The organism is Enterovirga aerilata, from assembly GCF_013044135.1.
GTDB lineage: Bacteria > Pseudomonadota > Alphaproteobacteria > Rhizobiales > Beijerinckiaceae > Enterovirga > Enterovirga aerilata.
This window is the reverse complement of sequence record NZ_JABEPP010000006.1, coordinates 199,872-215,446: the sequence shown is the minus strand read 5'-3', so window position 1 is coordinate 215,446 and position 15,575 is coordinate 199,872. Positions and strand designations below refer to the sequence as shown.

Sequence of the window (15,575 nt, the reverse complement as noted above, 5' to 3'; positions counted from 1 at the left end):
AACCTCATCAGGTGGCGTGCCGGCAAACTGATGCCGGTCGGCGGGTGGGATCGCGCGACCCAAAACCCCCTGCCCTCGACGCCGCGTCGGATCGTGTCATGGGTGGACAACGCGGACCTCCGGCACACCGGGCTCGGCTGCGACAATCATCTCCTGATCCTGACAGGCGACAGCGTGTTCGACGCCACGCCGGACGGTTTCGTGCCTGCCGACGATGCTTTGACGCTCGGTGGTTACGGTGTGGGCCTGCATGGCGGCGAGGAGTACGGCACCCCGCGCAGCAAGGGCTCGTTCGCTCTGTCGCGCGCCTATTCCTTCTCGCTCGCACCGTGGGGTGAAGACCTCCTCGCGCTCGCGAGCTTCGACGGCAAGCTCTATCGGTGGACGCCGCAGAGCCCGACTGACAAGGCCGCGGTGATCTCGCAGGCGCCGACCGGGAACCGGGCCGTCAGCGTGACCGACGAGCGGCACGTGCTGCTTCTCGGGGCGGGCGGCAACCCGCGCCGGATCGCATGGTGCTCGCGCGAGAACTACACCGATTGGGATTTCCTCTCGGTCACGAACACGGCCGGCTTCCTCGACCTGCCGACGAACGGCCTGCCCGTGGGCCTCACAAAGGTCCGCGAAGGGCACCTCGTCTTCACGGAGATGGACGCATTCCTGATCCGCTTCGTCGGGTCGCCCTTCATCTACACCTACGAGAAGATCGGCGAGACGACGAGCATCCTATCGCCGAATGCGGTTGCGGACTTCGGCGGCCGGGCCGTGTGGATGGGGCGCGAAGGGTTCTTCATCTATGACGGCGGCTTCGTGAAGCCGCTGCCCTCCGATGTCGGGTCCTTCATATACGAGACGATGGACCCGCTGTTCGGCATCTTCCGCACCCACGCGAGCACCAACGGCGCGTTCCCTGAGATTTGGTGGTTCTTCCCGTCGAAGGGCGCCACCGAATGCGACCGCTATGTGGTGTGGAACTATGAGGAAGGGTGGTGGACGATTGGCCGTCTCGAACGGACGGCGATGCAGCCGGCCGGCGTCGAGAAGTTCCCGCTCATGGCCGGGACCGACCGGCATCTCTATCAGCATGAGAGCGGCCTGACTGCCGCCGGCTTTCGCCGGGCGCAGGATGTGTGGATCAAGTCGGCGCCCTTCATGGTCGGCGACGGCTCGCAACAGATGGACGTGGTGCAGGCGTTCCCTGACATCACCTGCCACGACCGGCGCGGCGTCAGCTTCAACTTCGACGTGCGCACGACGCCGGACGGCCCGGCCACGCGCAAGGGACCCTACTTCATCCGCCCTGACGGCTACATGGATATGCGGTGGGGTGGCCGGGAGGCGCAGCTTATCCTTCAGGGCGAGGATGATTGCGAGTGGTCGGTCGGCACGCCGCGCCTTGAGGTGCGCCCGCGAGGTGCCCGATGACGGCGCCCTCCCCGAACATCATCAACCTGCCGTCCCCGCCTGACCGTTACGAGCGGGCATGGATGGCGCGGCTCCTCGAAAGCCTGCGACAGAACATCGCGGATCGCCTTAGTGCGCAGACGGCAAATGGGGCCATATTCCTATCTTCTCCCGCCGGAAAGACGTTCCGCGTGACCGTCCGAGACGACGGCACGCTTCAAACCGAGCACGTCAACGGATGAAGCCTAAGCCGGACATGCTGAAGCTCATGCAGCGCGCTCTCCGGGAAAGCGGGGATTGCTACACGCTCGCCGACATCCGCGACGCCATCAAGGACGGGCGGATGCAGGCGTTCACGAACGAGGATGACACCGCGTTCGTCGTGACCGAGATTGCGGTGACGCCGAGGAAGAAATTCTTGAACGTGATCTTCCTCTGCGGCGAACTCGATGCCGTGATGGCCCTTCAGCCGCAGGTGGCCGAGTTCGCGCGCGCGAATGGGTGCGGGTTCCTCCTGTCCTGCGGCCGGGAGGGGTGGGCCAAGGTTCTGCCGCAACACGGATGGGAGCGCACGGGTGTCATCCACGTGCTCGATCTAGGGGGATATCGTGGGTAAGCCTCGGCAGCCTTCGACGCAGACCGTCATTAACGAAACCCGGCTGCCCGCATGGGTGGAACAGGCCGGTCAGGAGAACATGGCGTTCGCGACGAATGTTGCGAACAACCTGAAACCATATGAGCTTCCGAACGTCGTCGGCTTCAACAGGGATCAGCAGGCCGCGTTTGACATGGCGCGGCAGGGCTATGCGCAGGCCGAGCCGGGGCTTAACGCCGCGCAGGCGACACTCGCGCAGGCGGCCGGCTACAACCCGGTGAGCGTCACGCCGCAGCAGATCAGCGGCACGAACGTCGGTACGATGCAGATCACCGGCTCGAATATCGGTGCGACGGATGTGAATGCCGGGCAGTTTTCGGCCGAGGCGCTCGCTAAATACATGAACCCCTACACAGATCAGGTCGTGTCGAATGCGCTGTCCGACCTCGACAGGTCGAGAGTGGCCGCCCTGACGCAGACGGGCGATCAGGCAGCAGCCGCAGGCGCCTTCGGTGGCTCGCGGCAAGGCATAATGGAGGCCGTCACGAACGCCGAAAGCGCCCGTGCCGCCGGCATCCTCTCCGCTCAGCTTCGCTCGAATGCCTTCGATAAGGCGGCCGGGCTCCTCGGCACAGATCAGAACCGGGCGCTTCAGGCGGACCTCGCCAATCAGGGCGCGCAGCTTCAGGCTGCGCTCGCTAATCAGGCGACAGGGCTCGACGTGTCGAAGTCGAATGCGGCGCAGTTCCTACAGGCGCAACTCGCCAATCAGGCGAATGCGTTTGACGTGGCCCGTACCAATCAGGCGGCCGATCTCACGGCTCAGCAGAGCAATCAGCAGGCCGGGCTCGCGGGCAACACGCAGCGGCTCGCCGCCGGCACACAGCAGGCCGCGCTCGCGCAGCAGAACATGCAGTCGTGGCTTCAACAGGCTGCTGTCAACCAAGGCATCGGCGACGCGCAGCAGGCGCAGGCGCAACAGGAGGAGAACCTGCGGGCGGCACGTGCCAACACAGGCAACGACCACCTCACCAATCAGCTTAACGTCCGCCTCGCGGCTTTGTCGGCCACGCCTTATGGGAAGACGACCACGACCACAGGTCCGGCGACGACGCAAGGTTCGAACCCACTCCTCGGGGCGCTCGGTGGCGCGGCCACAGGCGCGTCGATTGCCTCGACGCTCGGTCTTACGAGCGCCCTTGGCGGCTATGGCGGCCTCGCAGGCGCCGGGCTTGGCGGCCTCCTCGGCCTTCTCGCACTCTCGGACGAGCGCGAGAAGACGGACATGCGCAAAGTCGGCAAGGACCCGGACACGGGCCTCGACCTATACGCCTTCCGGTTCAAGGGCGACCCGAAAACCTATCCGAAGGTTGTCGGCCCGCTCGCGCAGGATATCGAGAAGAAGTTCCCGGATCAGGTCGAACGCCTCGGCGGGAAGAAGGGGGTGCTCGCGGTTCAACGGAACTTCCTCAACAAGATGGCGGCGTGAGGGATGGCGAGCCTCGACAATATCAACCAACGGCTGCGGCAGCTATACCAACAGTTTTCGGAACGCTTCCCTGAGTTCCGGGTATCTTCGGCATATCGCTCGCCCGAGCACAATGCTTCCGTGGGCGGCGCCCGAGGATCGCAGCACATGCACGGCAACGCCCTCGACTATTCGTGGGGCAGCAATGTGCCGTTGGAGCGTCAGGCCGAGGCGCTTCAGTGGTGGCGTGATCGGGGCGCGGGCGGGCTCGGCTACTACAACAACGGCTCGATGCACGTGGATTTGCGGCAGAGCCCGGCGGCGTGGGGGCCGAACCGCTCCCGCACATCCCTTCCGCAGGTCCCTGAGCCCATCCGCAATGTGCTCATGGCGCACCTGAACGGAACCGGGACGGGCACGAACACAATCCTCGCGCAGGCACCGACCACGTCGCAGACTGCCACACCCATGACACCACCCGCGCGGCCAAATGGGCTCCTCGACACGGTACAGGCCGCCGCGCCGACCACGCCGGGCGGCCTTCTCGGGCCTGTTCCGAATACGGACATCGCCACGGCGCCGATTTCGCCGACCTTCCCGCTCGTCGATCCGAGCGCACCGGCTGCGTCGGCTTCTGCGTCTGCGGCGGTGGCCGGGCCGAATTTCGGCGGCCTCATGGGGCTCGGCGGGCAACTTCTCGCGGCAGCGCAGCCGCGTGAGGACAAGAGCACGCAAGAACTTTGGCGCATGGCGATGGCCGCACACGGGGGTGGGCTACTCTAATGGCCGGACTGTTCGACAACATCGGCGGGCTCCTCGGGCCGGACCCGAATGCTGACGCACGGCTTGCAGAAACATACGGCATCACGCCCGAGCAGCTTTCCGCAATGCGGATGTCATCGCTCGGGCAGATTGGCAGCATTCTCCTCGCAGCGGCGCAGCCCGGTCCTGTCGGGCAGCGGGGCGAAGTGCTTGCGAAGCTCGCGGGCGTGTCCAACGATGCGCAAAAGGCGATGCTGACGGCGGCGCAAGCCCGGCTCCTCGGGCAGCGTGCCAAAGATGAACAAGAAGAGCGGGCACGGCGGGCGCAGGCGCTCAAGATCCTTCAGAACATCGGTGGCGATGATATCGCGCGCGCCCGGATGCTCCTCGACCCGAGCGCCGCTCTCGCCGCGCGTGACAACGCCTCCATACAGCTTCAGAACGCACTCGCGCAGCAGAGGGCGCTTGCACCGGGCGAAATCGAAACCTACCGGCGGAAGAAGGATATCGACGCCGAGGCGCAGAGCAAGGTGCCCTCGGCCGCCGAACGGCAGGCCGCGCTCGGCCGCGAGGCTCTGAAGTCGCTCGGCTTCCCCGACGATCAGGCGACGGCCCTCGCGAACGGCCTTGTGGCGGGCACGCACACCTTCGCTGATGTGGAGGTGGCCGACCCGAACGTGATTGGCGGCAAACGCAAGCAGCGCGTGCTTGTGGGGCCGAACGGGCCAATCACGCCCGGCGGCGGCCCGGCGCCCGGTGGCTCCGGGCCGGCCGGCGCCCCGCTCACTCCCGATCAGCAGAAGATCCTTGATCGCTCGACCTACCCTAGCGGCGTCGCGATCTCTGACATCACGGGCGGCATGGGTGCTGTACGTCGGTCGGCGCAGTGGCTCGGAAACACTCTCGGCGCGCCGTTCGGCGCCGATGTGGCGCCCGACCTGACGCGCGCCGAGGCGTTCATGAAGGATCTCGACACGCTGACGAAGAACACACTCGCGCAGGAGGTGCCGGGTCGTGTGACGAACATGATCCGCGAGGAGCTTGCGACGAAGCATTCGGTGCCTATCGCGGATATTGGCACGCCGGACGCCACTGCCCTCGGTAAACTGAAGGGCCGACGCGACTTCGTGCAGCAGCAGCTTAACGATGTGAACCGACGCCTGTCGCAGCCGGCGACGCTCGATCAGAAGGGATACCGGGACCTGCTTGAGAACAAGGCGATGCTCGAACGTGTCGTTGACATGCACGATTTCGCTATCCGCAACTTTTGGAAGCCTGAGACGACCACGCCCGGCTCGCGAGGTGGCGGCGGCAGTACGGGCGGCTCAGGCACGACCCGCTCGGGCGTGCCGTGGAGGGTCGTGCAGTAATGGCTACCCTCGAAATCGGCGGCCGGCGCGTCGAGGTGGGCGACGCGTTTCTGAAGCTCTCGCCCGAGGATCAGCAGCGCACGGTCGATGAGATCGCCACATCCTTGAACATCACGGGTGGGCCGAGCAAGGAAGCACCGGACGCCGGACGCGCGCCGAACGCCGCCTATGAGGCGGCCGACGCCGCCGCATCGGGCTTCAACGACAGCGTGCTCGCGCGCGGCTTGGGGTGGCCTGTGGACATCGCCACGAGCTTCATTAACGACGTGGGCGCCTTCGTGAAGAACCCGAACCTGAAGACGCTTGCGTGGGGACAGGCCGGGCTCGACAAACCCGATCTTGTGATCGACCCGAACACGGCCTTCATGGGTACGCGATGGCTTCAGGAGAAGCTCAAAAAGGGTGGCCTATCCAAGGGCCGCGAAGGCACGCCCGACGACTACAAGTGGGCCTACAACATGGGCGACGCCGTGGGCTCGGCCGTGCCGGCGTTCCTCGGCTTCGGCATGGCCGCTCGCGCGCCGAGCGCCATGGCGCCGATCACGGCCGCCGATAGTGTCGGCGCCACGATGGTGAAGCAGGCCGCGCAGGACCCGCGATGGGTGGCGCAGCAGATGGGCGCCACGGTCGGCGCGGCGCAGGGCGGTGCCATTGCCGGTATGGTCGCGCCCGACAGCGAACTCGCCAACGTCCTCGGGCAGGTCGGCGGCTCGATCATGTCGCCCATGTCTGTCGCCGGGCACGTCACGGCCCCGGTCCTCGATCCGCTGAAGAACGCGGCGCGGCGCGTCGCGAGCCCGCTAATCGACCCGATGATTGACAGCGTGGCGGCGAACATCGACAGCCTGCCGTCGTGGGCCAAGATGGCGCTCCCGGAGCGCCTCCGCCGCCTCGGCGAGGGTGCCGAGGCCCGGCGCCTCGACAACGCGGCACGGGCGCTCGCGCCGGCCTTCGCGAAGACGGGCGAGGACCCGGCGGAGGTGCTTGCGCGGCTAAGTACGCCACAGGCCGCCGACGAGGCGGCGCGCGGCTTCCTGCCGGCCGAGGTGGCGGACAGCCCGACCCTCATAGCCGTGCAGCAGCAGCTTGCCGCGAAGAACCCCGAGCTTCGGGATCAGCTTCAGGATCGCGCGGCGGCCGTGATGAATACCCTCGCCGACGACGCCGGGAAAGCGGCGGCCGGCGGTGACGTGACAGCTCTCTCACGGGCTGCGCGGAACGCGCTCTCAGCCGAGGAAGCGAAGCTTGCCGACGAGATCGCGGCGGCGCAGGACACCATTCAGCGCGCAGTCACGAATGCGCATCTGATCCCTGATGCAGCGGTGCGTGAGGCGGCGAGCATTGAGGCACGCAAGGTGCTCGACGAGGCATGGAGAGCGGGCCGGACCCTCGAAAAGAGCCTATGGTCGAAGCTCGATCTGAAGCAGGAGATCGCGCCGACCAACTTCAAGCGCGTCTTCGCCGAGATCGACGAGACGCGCCTACTGCCTGGTGAGAGCCTGCCCGAACCCCTGAAGGCAGTCGCCGATCTCGCGCGGTCGAATAACGTCCGGTTCACGGCAGAGGCCCTTCAGAACACACGCTCACGCCTCCTCGATCTCGCCAAGGGGGCCTATGCGGGCTCCAATCCCGACTTCACGTTCGGCTCGATCTACAACAAGCTCGCGGGCGCGCTCCTCGACGATCTCTCGCCCGTGGCCGGCGCCGAGGAGGCCCGTGCGTTCTCGCGGGCGCTTCATGATCGGTGGACCCGCACCTTCGCAGGTCTGTCACAGCAAAGTGCCGCGACCGGCGCTGACCGCCTTGCACCCGCACAAACGCTCGAACGGGCGATGACAGGCAACCCCATCGCGCGCGGGCAGAACCTCCGTGAGCTTGAGGAGGCCACGACACCGCTCACCTCGGCAAGCGGTGTGGCCACGCCCGATTTCTCGCCACAGATGCGCGCGCAGCAGGAGACGTTCCTACGACAGCACGCGGCCTCGGCGATTGTTGATCCACAGACGGGCGCGGTGAACCCCCGTGCGGCGGCCCGCTACGTGCAGCAGAATGAAGCGGTGTTGAACCGCTTTCCGGATCTCCGTCGCTCGATCCTTGAAGCGGCCGAGGTCACGGGGGCGCAACTTGACCATATCGACCAACTGAACCGCACGCTGAAGGTGGTGCGGGAGCAATCGGCGTTTGCGAAGGTACTGAAGGCCGGTGAAGACCCGACTAGGGCGGTTCAGGCCATCATCAATGGCCCAAACCCCTCGGCCGACATGAAGGCACTCGCGGCGATGGCGAAGGCCGGCGGCGATGACGCGGCACGTGGCCTGTTCTCGGCCGCATGGGATGTTGCACTCAACCAAGCAATGGGTAAGGCGACAGCACAGAAGGGTTTTTGGCAAAGCCTCGACGAGGTGCTGAACTCGTCTCTGTCACCGAAGAACCCGAGCCTGATGGAGACGCTCAGCACGAGTGGCGTCCTGAACACGACAGAGCGGGCGCAACTTCAGCAGATTGTGCAGCGGGCCGTGCGGATGGAGAAGGCGTTCGAGAACGCGCCTGCGATGAACGACTTCATCCTGGAGCCGAACGCCCTCGCCCTCCTGATCGCGAAGGCGGCCGGCGCCGGCTACATGCAGAACATCAACCTGACGAGGTTTTTCGGCGCGCACCCGCTCATGCAGTCCGCGTGGGGTGCCAAGATGGGGCAAAAGATCATGGATCAGATGCCCCGGCAGCAGGCGCTCGACGTACTCTCGGCCGCCGTGAAGGACTATGACCTCATGCGCAAGTTGATGATGAACGTGAAGACGGTTCAGCAGCGCGAGACGGTGTGGGATGCGATCCGCGCGGCGGCCGGCGCGACGAAGGGCGAGGACATCCTGCGCGGCTCGATCAACTACCGCTTCCCGGCGGTGGCGGGTGCCATCGGCGCCGGCTCGCTCAATCGCGAGTACGGGGCCGAGCCCGTCGAGCCGGTGCGCTAAAAAGAACCCCGGTCGCCTTGCGGCGCCGGGGCGGGAAGTCTGCCTAAGAGGTCAGATTGTCATATGGGTATCGGCGCCTTCGGGTGCAATATCGGCCTCGTTTCGGGGCTGATTTCCGTTTACGGCGACCATCCTAAGTCATTGATTTCTCGTCGGGCCGTTTACAAGGAAAACCCAACAATTTCATTGTCTTAACCCCGCTTGTGGATCTGGGGGTCCCCCGTTCGAGCCGGGGCGGCGGTACCAACGCAATCAATAGCTTAGCTCGAAATTCTCTCCTGCGAGCGTCGAAGATTGCTCGCGGGGAACGCTCAGGGCAACCAGCCTGAGCTGAAGTGCAGCGGTTGCAGGTCGCGCCCGACGCGGAACAAGGTGCGGATGCTCTCCTGGCTGGGGCGACGCTGTAGGAGATTGCAGATCGGGGGCGAACCTAGCGCCGCGACGTCCTCTCTCGAGCCATCCCGCATCGCCCGACGCTGGCCGACGCCGGCGTCACTTCCCCTCGACGCCCCCATCCGGCAAGTGCCGCTTACCCTCGATCATCCCGGCCACCTTGCCGCTTTGCGGCGTCGCGCAGGAACAGGCAGCCCCCGCAGCTTTGACTCTCGGCACCCAGCAGACGAGCTTCGGCGTGACACAGTTCGCGCCCTGCCGGAAAGCGGGTCGGCCGTGGCTCTGCCGATGGAGGCGGCGCAGCTGGTGATAGCGCCCGATCGAGCTGTCGCGTTTGGTCGCCGCGTCCGGGCCGACCTTGTCCGTATGGCTGGCGGGCCCGGCCTGCGCGGCGGTCGCGAGCCCCAGAGCGAACGTCGCAAGGAGAAACAGTTTCAATGCGTGCTCCGGACAATGACGCGCGTGGATATCGCATCGGTGGCCTGACCGGCGCAACCCGGCCCGGGCGATGTCGCACGTGCAGCGCCGAGGGAATCAGCAACGTAGCCGCCCACTCTCTCCCAGTCGTCCAGCCGTGAAGCTGTGCGGCCCTGAACGGGCCAGCAGGCCCAAATCCGATCCGCGCTCCCTCAGGAGCGCAGTACCGCGCCGGAGATCGGCCGCGCCTGGAACCCTGGACGGTCACCGACGTTGGCTTCCGCGTCGAAAGCGCAAGGAGACCGGAGTGCATCGCAGCCCCGAAAGCGGAACAGTTGCGGGACATGTTGGCTCCGCCAGCTCGCCTCCGGACGGTCTGCATCTGATCGAGGAGTGGATCGAGAGGCGAGGCGGGATGCCCGCCCCGGCGGGAGCTTCAGCACTCCCAAGGAGCGGCAGAGCCCGACCGGGGAAGCCGGCCGAAACGGGCGAGCCGGTCTTCGATGTCTCCCTCGCCGATCTGAGAGCCCGATCGCGGAGGGAAGGCTGGCATTTCTGGCGCGGCGTGCTGGTAGGCTTCCTGGCCGGACTTCCGCTGACCTATGCTGCGGCAATGGGAGAGCCCCTCTTTCCGGTGGGCTAGGCGCGTGCCCCCTGAAAGGGATCGCGCGGTCGGTTCAGTTGCGCCCGGCCGGGCAACGCTCGGGTTAACTCCATCGGGCTTAGGGCCTTCCCTTCGGGGCCCTTTACGGATCGGCCACGTTCATCCGTTGTAATGGCCGCCGAGACGCCTGGCGTCGTGCCGATCGGGGGCGTGCGATGAGCGAGCCGTGGATTCCGGAGGTCCTCGGGACCTCTCGGCTTGACGAGCGATACTCGGCCTATCTTGTCCATGCTCCCTTCGACATGGCGGCTCACGCCCCCGAGCTGATCGGCATGAGGGCGATGCTCGATCAGATCGAACGAACGATCCGCGGCATCCTGGTCAAAACGCCAAGCACCGCGATCGAGCGGGGCGACCTCATCGCGCTGCTGGTCCGTTTCGACTAGCGGACGGTCGCACAAGCGCCGGGGATCTACGGCTTCGCCCTGGCCCGGCGCTCGCGGAGGAGGACATACATCCCGCTTGCGGCGATGATCGCGGCCCCGAGCCACGTCCAGGCATCCGGCAGCTGGCCGAAGACGAGGTAGCCCAGCGCCGCCGCCCCGATGATCTGCAGGTAGTTGAATGGACTGACGAAGCTGGCCGGCGCCTGCTCGAACGCGCTCACCAGGAAATAGTGGCCGAGCCCGCCGAAGATCCCGATCGTCAGGAAGACGAGCAGATCGAGCGAGGTGGCCGGCATGCGCCATACGAAAGGGAGCGGCAGCGACAATAGGGCGAAGCCGACCACGACCATGTAGGTGTTGGACGTGATCGCCCGATCGCGCCCCGCAAGCTTCCGCGACAGGATCTGGATGGCGGCCGAGACGAAAGCGTTGGCGAGGAGCAGCGCCGTCGCGAAAGCCGCGTCCGTGTAGCCCGGGCGCACCACGATGAGCGCGCCGACGAAGCCCACGGCGACGGCTATGGCCCTGTGCAAGCCGATGCGCTCTCCCAGGATGAGAGGGGCGAGCGCGGTCACGATCAGCGGCGCCGAGAAGTTGATGGCCGTTGCGGTCGTGAGGGCGACCATGCCCAGAGCCGAGAACATCAGGAGGGCCGAGGCGCAGTGCAGGCCGGACCGCACCAGCTGCAGAGACAGGGCCGAGGATCTGAGCATGGACAGCCCGTTCGTGGGCGCAAAGGCCAGCACCATGAATGCGAAGTGACCGGCGTAGCGCGCCCACCCGACCTGGAGCACGGAATAGTCGCTCAGATGCTTGGCGCAGGCATTGATGGCGGGCAGGGTGACCGCCGCCGCCACCATGAACAGGGCGGCGCGACCATGATTGTCTTCGAGGCTCGGCGCCCCACGACGGCCGGTATTGGCGCTTGGCATCGCCGGCGCGATTACGCCGGATTCGGCGCAGAGGAAATCGCAGTATCCGAAGCTTTGAGCCGCCGGCCGGGTTCGGATCAGTTGCCTGCCTCGGCCGGGGCTCCGACGGTTGTAAATCCGTGCCGGGCGAGAATGGCCTGCCCATCGGGGGAGAGGATGAAAAGGGCAAGGCCGTAGGCGGCCTCGGAGGCGCCGCGCATCACGGTCAGGCCGTAATCGGCCCCGACCGCGATTTCCTCGGGCAGCTGGACCGAACTCGCGCCGGGCACCTCGCGCAAGGCGAGCGCGGCGTTCGTGCAGTAGGTGAGGAATATGTCGGCATCCCCCTTCCCCACGATCAGCCCGTAGAGGGAGCGGTCCGGCGGGGGCTTCGGGCTGTCCGGGCCGCCCGTGAGGCGCAGCGCCTTGGCCTCGAGCGCGGCACGGCTTCCACGGCGCGCCGCTTCCGCCCGCCGGAAGGCCAGCCAGGCATAGTCGCCCGAGGGATCCGCACCGGGCGTCGAGGTGCCGAGCTTCACGGAAGGATCGAGCATGCGGTCCAGCAGGGTCTCGGTCGTGACCGCAAGACCGGGCCGGACGAGGGCGCAGAGCCGGTTACGGGCGAAGAGCACCGTCGGCCCGGCTCGGCCGGACCGCGTCAGCGAAAGCGGATGTTCCATGTTCGCGGAGGCGAAGACCTCCGCCTTGGTTCCGCCCGCGATCTCGTCCCGGAGCAGGCCCGACGGTCCGAACCGCGAGGACACGGGCGCGCCGCCCGGACCGGCCTCGAAGGCGCGGGTCGCCTCGCCCATCGCCTCGCGCAGGCTTCCGGCGGCATGGAGCAGCACGGGCTCGGCGCGTGCCGGTGCGAGCGCGGCCCCGAGCACCGCCGCCGCCAGCAGAAACGCCCTCACGCCCGCCCTGCCGGCGCGGCGTTCGGGAAGAACAGTTGCTCCCCGCCGATCTTGTAGTCCGCGATGGCCGCCTGCCCTTCCGGCGAGACGAGCCAATCGATGAAGGCCTGTCCCTCCTGGGCTTTGACATGCGGGTGCTTGGCCGGGTTCACGAGCATCACGCCGTACTGGTTGAAGAGGCGGCGATCCCCTTCGACCAGGATCGCAAGGTCGCCGCGGTTCTTGAACGACAGCCAGGTGCCGCGATCGGCCAGCACATAGGCGTTCTGGGCAGAGGCCGTGTTGAGCGCCGGACCCATTCCCTGCCCGATCTCCCGGTACCACTCGCCCCTGGCGGCCGCGATGTCGATGCCGGCGTCCTTCCAGTATCGCAGCTCGGCCGCGTGCGTCCCCGACCTGTCCCCCCGCGAGACGAACGGCGCCTTCGCAGCCGCGATCCGGCGCAGACCTTCGAGCACGTCCTTGCCGGCCGCCTTGGCCGGGTCGTCCTTCGGCCCGACGAGCACGAAGTCGTTGTACATGACCTCGAGCCGCTTCACGCCGAAGCCCTCGCCGACGAATTTCTCCTCGGCGGCCCGGTCGTGAACGAAGACCACGTCCGCGTCGCCCCGCCGGCCGACATCGAGAGCCTGGCCCGTCCCGAGCGCCACCACCTTGACCTGGATCCCGGTCTTCTGTGTGAAGCGCGGCAGAAGGTGGCCGAAGAGGCCGGACTGCTCGGTCGAGGTGGTCGACGCGACCGTGATGGAACGCTGCTCCTGGGCCGGGACGGCGGCGGTCCCGAGGAACAGCAATGCGAGCGCGATCAAGCTGCGGCGAATGCGGTCCATGGCAATTCTCCTTTGAGGTAGGCCCGAGCCTCGGCCGTTCTCGGGGCTTGTAGGACGGCCTGGGCCGGCCCGTGCTCGACGGCGCGGCCCCTGTCGAGGACCAGCAGGTCGTCGGCGAGACGGGCGACCTGGCCGAGATTGTGCGAGACGAGGATCACCTTCGTGCCGGCCGCCGCCTCGCCGCGGACCAACTCCTCGATGGCCTCGGTCGCGCCAGGATCGAGATTGGCCGTCGGCTCATCCAGAAGAAGCAGGTCGGGCCCGCCCACCAGGGCGCGCGCGAGCGCGAGGCGCTGCTGCTCGCCGCCGGACAGCTTCCGGGCCGGATCCCGGGCGCGGTCCCCGAGGCCGACGCGGTGGAGCGCAGCCGCGATCCGCTCCCGCCGGGCGGCTCGCCCCAGTCCGGAGCCTGCGGCGGCGAGACCGAGGGCGACATTCGCCTCGACGCTCGCCCGGATCAGGGCCGGGCGCTGGAAGACGAGCGCACGGCGAACGTCCGCCCCCGCCCCGCGGCCGAACCGGACCTCGCCGGCATCCGGCTGGAGCAGGCCGTCGAGAATGCGGAGCGTCACGCTCTTGCCGGCACCGTTGGGGCCCACGATGGCGGTGATCCCCGTCGCGGCGATCGAGGCCGTCAGGCCGTCGAGCACGGCCCGTCCGCCGCGACGGAAGACCAGGCCGGAGATGACGATCGGCGTCACGGCCATCATCCATAGGCCCGCATGGCGGCGGCCCTGACCGTCGAGGCGAGGCCGTTCACCGCAAGTACGATGCCGATGAGGACGAGCCCCAGCGCAAGCGCGAGCGGCAGGTCGCCTTTTTGAGTCTCGAGCGAGATCGCGGTCGTCATGGTGCGGGTGAAGCCGGCGATGTTGCCGCCGACCACGAGCACGGCGCCGACCTCCGAGACGGCCCGCCCGAAGGCGGCCAGCGTCGCGACGACGAGCGAGAAGCGGGTATCGAAGACGAGTACGAAGGCGCGCCGCCAGCTTCCGAGGCGGAGGGAACGGAGCTGCTCCCCGAGTTCGCGGTCGGCATCTTCGACGATCTGGCGCACGAGCGCGGCGATCAGCGGCGTGACCAGCAGCGTCTGGGCGACGATCATGGCGCCCGGCGTGAACAGAAGCCCGAGCCCGCCAAGCGGCCCGGACCGCGACAGCAGCAGGTAGACGAGGAGGCCGACGACCACGGCCGGCAGGCCCATGAAGGCGTTGAGCACCGCCACGACCACGCCACGGCCCGGAAAGCGCGTGACGCCGAGGAACGCGCCGAGCGGTACGCCGACGAGGCAGCCGAGGAAGACCGCCGTGAGGCTCACCCGCAGCGACAGGAGAGCGATCGCCGCGACCTCTCGATCGAGGGTACCGACGAGCAGGACCGCCTGGCCGAGGCTCTCCATCATGACAGGCATATGTTATGGAGTGTCGACCATCATCAATATGAGACATGCTGCATATGCGGGCGCGGCTGGAATTTGCCGGATCGCTTGTCGTTTCAGGCGGCGAGCTTGCGATCCCGGAGACCCTTGCGCTGTTGGAAGGCATCTCCGAGCGCCGGACGTTGCGCGGGGCAGCCGAAGGTCTGGGCCTCTCCTACCGGTCGGCCTGGGATCGGCTGCGCACGATCGAGAAGAACCTCGGCCGCAATGTCGTGGTGAAGACGAAGGGGCACGGCACGGCTCTCACCCCGTTCGGCCGGGAACTGCGGGAGGCGCTCTCGACATCGCGGGCACGGCTCGCGGCCGCGCTGGAGGCGGAGCAGAGCCTTCTTGAGGCAGGGCTCGCGTCGCTTGCGGAGACGAGGGTTCGGCCTCTTCGGATCGCGACGAGCCACGATCCGCTCCTCGCGCGAGTGCTGTCCGGACGCACCGACGTGGATGTGGCGGTCACGGGGAGCGAGGCCGCTCTCCGGCGCCTCGCAGCCGGCGATGTCGATGTCGCAGGCTGCCATTTCGGCGGCGCCGAACCCGATCCCTCCCTGGCGGCTCGATGGAGCGCGAGGCCGATCTTCCGGCGCGAGCAGGGGCTCATCCTGGGCAGAGGCAACCCGCTCGGGATCGCCTCGCTGGCCGATCTCGTGCGGAAGCGGGCCCGCCTGATCAATCGCCAGCGGGATTCCGGCACGCGAGCCTGGCTCGACCGGATGCTGGCGGGGGAAGGCCTCGATCCCCGTTCCATCGTCGGATATGCGAGCGAGGAATTCACCCACCAGGCGGTCGCCGCAACCGTGGCGGCCGGAGGCGCGGATGCCGGGCTCGGTGTCCGCGCGGCGGCGGACGCGCTCGGCCTCGCGTTCGTGCCGCTCGGCATCGAGACCTTCTTCCTCGTCGCCGATCGAGGCCTCGCCTCGCCCGTTCTGGACGAGGTGGCCCAGGCTGCCGCGAGCCTGCTGGAGGAGTTCGGCGGGTACTCATCGGCAGGCGGGATCGGCTGACGAGCCTCGCCCCCCAGCCGCGACGCGAGCGCCGGCGGCGCGCGACGGATGCC

The 15,575-nt window shown here is 67.5% G+C and carries 14 protein-coding genes; 8 read left to right on the top strand and 6 right to left on the bottom strand.

Annotated features, from left to right (window positions below; translation table 11 throughout):
• The first annotated feature begins 102 nt into the window (after positions 1-102).
• From HJG44_RS20470 to HJG44_RS20440, 6 genes are all read left to right on the top strand, one after another.
• On the top strand, positions 103-1,425 hold the full coding sequence (locus HJG44_RS20470; RefSeq protein ID WP_171220195.1) for a hypothetical protein: 1,323 nt from the start codon (positions 103-105) through the stop codon (positions 1,423-1,425).
• Positions 1,426-1,642: 217 nt separating this feature from the next.
• Positions 1,643-2,020 carry a hypothetical protein gene (locus HJG44_RS20460; protein ID WP_171220193.1) on the top strand — a complete coding sequence of 126 codons (378 nt, stop codon included), beginning with the start codon at positions 1,643-1,645 and terminating at the stop codon, positions 2,018-2,020.
• On the top strand, positions 2,013-3,488 hold the full coding sequence (locus tag HJG44_RS20455) for a tail fiber domain-containing protein (RefSeq protein WP_171220192.1): 1,476 nt from the start codon (positions 2,013-2,015) through the stop codon (positions 3,486-3,488). Before HJG44_RS20460 ends, HJG44_RS20455 begins: the two co-directional genes overlap by 8 nt.
• A 3-nt stretch (positions 3,489-3,491) precedes the next feature.
• Positions 3,492-4,250 carry a YcbK family protein gene (locus HJG44_RS20450; RefSeq protein WP_171220191.1) on the top strand — a complete coding sequence of 253 codons (759 nt, stop codon included), beginning with the start codon at positions 3,492-3,494 and terminating at the stop codon, positions 4,248-4,250.
• Positions 4,250-5,599, top strand: coding sequence for a hypothetical protein (locus HJG44_RS20445; protein WP_171220190.1), 1,350 nt, complete (start codon positions 4,250-4,252; stop codon positions 5,597-5,599). The genes HJG44_RS20450 and HJG44_RS20445 overlap by 1 nt, the downstream gene beginning before the upstream one ends.
• Positions 5,599-8,574: a hypothetical protein gene (locus HJG44_RS20440; RefSeq protein ID WP_171220189.1), complete on the top strand. Its 2,976-nt coding sequence runs from the start codon at positions 5,599-5,601 to the stop codon at positions 8,572-8,574. Before HJG44_RS20445 ends, HJG44_RS20440 begins: the two co-directional genes overlap by 1 nt.
• Positions 8,575-9,066: 492 nt before the next feature.
• On the opposite strand, the gene HJG44_RS20435 is transcribed toward HJG44_RS20440, so the two are convergent.
• Positions 9,067-9,405 carry a hypothetical protein gene (locus tag HJG44_RS20435; protein WP_171220188.1) on the bottom strand — a complete coding sequence of 113 codons (339 nt, stop codon included), beginning with the start codon at positions 9,403-9,405 and terminating at the stop codon, positions 9,067-9,069.
• 798 nt (positions 9,406-10,203) lie between these two features.
• Here HJG44_RS20435 and HJG44_RS20430 point away from each other — a divergent pair.
• On the top strand, positions 10,204-10,434 hold the full coding sequence (locus tag HJG44_RS20430; RefSeq protein WP_171220187.1) for a hypothetical protein: 231 nt from the start codon (positions 10,204-10,206) through the stop codon (positions 10,432-10,434).
• 26 nt (positions 10,435-10,460) lie between these two features.
• Here the strand turns inward: HJG44_RS20430 and HJG44_RS20425 are convergent, their stop codons facing one another.
• The 5 genes from HJG44_RS20425 to HJG44_RS20405 all read right to left on the bottom strand — a co-directional run bounded on the left by HJG44_RS20425 (position 10,461) and on the right by HJG44_RS20405 (position 14,491).
• The gene (locus HJG44_RS20425) at positions 10,461-11,366 is read right to left on the bottom strand and encodes a DMT family transporter (RefSeq protein ID WP_171220186.1); all 906 of its coding nucleotides are present in this window, start codon (positions 11,364-11,366) and stop codon (positions 10,461-10,463) included.
• A 77-nt stretch (positions 11,367-11,443) separates the two neighbouring features.
• Positions 11,444-12,259 (bottom strand): molybdate ABC transporter substrate-binding protein, encoded by an 816-nt coding sequence (locus tag HJG44_RS20420; RefSeq protein ID WP_171220185.1) that lies wholly within the window; start codon positions 12,257-12,259, stop codon positions 11,444-11,446.
• Entirely contained in the window at positions 12,256-13,089 is an 834-nt protein-coding gene (locus HJG44_RS20415) for an ABC transporter substrate-binding protein (protein WP_171220184.1), read from the bottom strand. Before HJG44_RS20415 ends, HJG44_RS20420 begins: the two co-directional genes overlap by 4 nt.
• On the bottom strand, positions 13,065-13,796 hold the full coding sequence (locus HJG44_RS20410; protein WP_171220391.1) for an ATP-binding cassette domain-containing protein: 732 nt from the start codon (positions 13,794-13,796) through the stop codon (positions 13,065-13,067). Before HJG44_RS20410 ends, HJG44_RS20415 begins: the two co-directional genes overlap by 25 nt.
• On the bottom strand, positions 13,796-14,491 hold the full coding sequence (locus HJG44_RS20405; protein WP_171220389.1) for an ABC transporter permease: 696 nt from the start codon (positions 14,489-14,491) through the stop codon (positions 13,796-13,798). The genes HJG44_RS20410 and HJG44_RS20405 overlap by 1 nt, the downstream gene beginning before the upstream one ends.
• 44 nt (positions 14,492-14,535) lie before the next feature.
• Between HJG44_RS20405 and HJG44_RS20400 the strand changes: the two genes are divergently transcribed.
• A complete protein-coding gene (locus HJG44_RS20400; protein ID WP_171220183.1) occupies positions 14,536-15,522 on the top strand; it encodes a substrate-binding domain-containing protein in 987 nt (328 codons plus the stop codon).
• Positions 15,523-15,575 lie beyond the last annotated feature (53 nt).

Coding starts and splice junctions, on each gene's coding strand:
- HJG44_RS20440 (WP_171220189.1), top strand. CDS start 5,599: ATGGCTACCCTCGAAATCGGCGGCCGGCGCGTCGAGGTGGGCGACGCG.
- HJG44_RS20410 (WP_171220391.1), bottom strand. CDS start 13,796: ATGGCCGTGACGCCGATCGTCATCTCCGGCCTGGTCTTCCGTCGCGGC.
- HJG44_RS20400 (WP_171220183.1), top strand. CDS start 14,536: ATGCTGCATATGCGGGCGCGGCTGGAATTTGCCGGATCGCTTGTCGTT.
- HJG44_RS20425 (WP_171220186.1), bottom strand. CDS start 11,366: ATGCCAAGCGCCAATACCGGCCGTCGTGGGGCGCCGAGCCTCGAAGAC.
- HJG44_RS20415 (WP_171220184.1), bottom strand. CDS start 13,089: ATGGACCGCATTCGCCGCAGCTTGATCGCGCTCGCATTGCTGTTCCTC.
- HJG44_RS20445 (WP_171220190.1), top strand. CDS start 4,250: ATGGCCGGACTGTTCGACAACATCGGCGGGCTCCTCGGGCCGGACCCG.
- HJG44_RS20460 (WP_171220193.1), top strand. CDS start 1,643: ATGAAGCCTAAGCCGGACATGCTGAAGCTCATGCAGCGCGCTCTCCGG.
- HJG44_RS20405 (WP_171220389.1), bottom strand. CDS start 14,491: ATGATGGAGAGCCTCGGCCAGGCGGTCCTGCTCGTCGGTACCCTCGAT.
- HJG44_RS20450 (WP_171220191.1), top strand. CDS start 3,492: ATGGCGAGCCTCGACAATATCAACCAACGGCTGCGGCAGCTATACCAA.
- HJG44_RS20430 (WP_171220187.1), top strand. CDS start 10,204: ATGAGCGAGCCGTGGATTCCGGAGGTCCTCGGGACCTCTCGGCTTGAC.